Source organism: Gordonia asplenii (genome assembly GCF_012933505.1).
Lineage (GTDB): Bacteria > Actinomycetota > Actinomycetes > Mycobacteriales > Mycobacteriaceae > Gordonia > Gordonia asplenii.
This window is the reverse complement of the sequence record NZ_JABBNB010000079.1, coordinates 1-1,126: the sequence shown is the minus strand read 5'-3', so window position 1 is coordinate 1,126 and position 1,126 is coordinate 1. Positions and strand designations below refer to the sequence as shown.

Genomic DNA, 1,126 nt, shown 5'->3' with positions numbered 1-1,126 from the left:
GCGGAGATGGATGCTGCCGACGCGACCACCCCGCTACCCGAACCGAGTGCCGAAGCGAGACACGAGCTTCGGACCTACAACTCGTCCAGCGAAATATGACCGTCTTGAACCGCCCGCGCCACCAGCGACGCCTTGGTCGGTGCCGGGCGCCCCACCTCCGAGTACTTCGCCCGGATTCGCGTGAGATGCGTGTTGACGGTGCCCATGGCGATGTTCAGCGTCTCGGTGACAGCGAGTTTGGAGTCGAGGACCAGCCACGCGCGCAGCACCTCGATCTCGCGCGGCGACAGTGCCGGCCTAGGTAGATCTGGCGCCGACGTCTGGGACGGATTTCGATCCGGCATCGGCTCGACCCGGCGTGTCGGCCGGGCGCGTCCCACCAGCGCAAGTCCGTGCCGCGTCCGGTCGATCGGCCACATCGTCTGGACCGGAGCCGGCATCAACCCGCGCTGGGACAGGCGTTCCAACGCTTCGCGATTGCGGCGAGCCGAGTCGTCGCACTCACGCATCCCCGATGACGCACCCGTCGTCGCAGTCATGATCGTCCTCCCACCAGGACCGGCATCGAATCCTATATGCAGAGATTAGAATACTAATGTCAGCTTGCCAAGTCGGACCTGCGATTTAATCCGGACCGTTCCTGACCGGTACACCCGCTACGGTCGGGTCATGACCATCGAACTACTTCGCCCAGCAGGCCTCGTCCGCAGTCCCGCTTTCAGCCATATCGCGGTCATCCCGCCGGGCGCCACGACGATCATCGTCGGCGGCCAGAATGCCGTCGACGCCGACGGCACCCTGGTCGGACCCGACGACGTGGCGGCGCAAGTCCGCAAAGTGATGTCGAATCTGATCACCGCGCTGGACGCCGCGGGCGCTGGACTGCAGCACGTCGTGCATATCTCGCTCGTCCTGGCCCCCGGCGTCGACATCACCGCCGGATACGGAGCAGCCGTCGAAACCCTCGGCACACTGGAAACACCACCGTTGGTTTCGGCGCTGTTCGCGGAGCTGGGTGTGCCGGGCGCATTGGTGGAGTTGAGCGCTACGGCGGCGATCATGCGCTGATCGCGGAAGCCACACGGCCACGTGGCCTTTCGGGATCGGTTTAGGTTCGTCGACTCGC

The 1,126-nt window shown here is 65.4% G+C and carries 2 protein-coding genes; one reads left to right on the top strand and one right to left on the bottom strand.

From position 1 onward, the window contains the following. Positions 1-74: 74 nt before the first annotated feature. The gene (locus HH308_RS30070; protein ID WP_246284939.1) at positions 75-539 is read right to left on the bottom strand and encodes a LuxR C-terminal-related transcriptional regulator; all 465 of its coding nucleotides are present in this window, start codon (positions 537-539) and stop codon (positions 75-77) included. 130 nt (positions 540-669) lie between these two features. On the opposite strand from HH308_RS30070, the gene HH308_RS29260 reads away from it, so the two are divergent. Then, positions 670-1,068 (top strand): RidA family protein, encoded by a 399-nt coding sequence (locus tag HH308_RS29260; protein ID WP_170197814.1) that lies wholly within the window; start codon positions 670-672, stop codon positions 1,066-1,068. The last annotated feature ends 58 nt before the right edge of the window (positions 1,069-1,126 follow it).

Bases quoted from the DNA above. Each gene is read 5' to 3' on its own strand.
- HH308_RS30070 (WP_246284939.1), bottom strand. From the start codon at position 539: ATGACTGCGACGACGGGTGCGTCATCGGGGATGCGTGAGTGCGACGAC.
- HH308_RS29260 (WP_170197814.1), top strand. From the start codon at position 670: ATGACCATCGAACTACTTCGCCCAGCAGGCCTCGTCCGCAGTCCCGCT.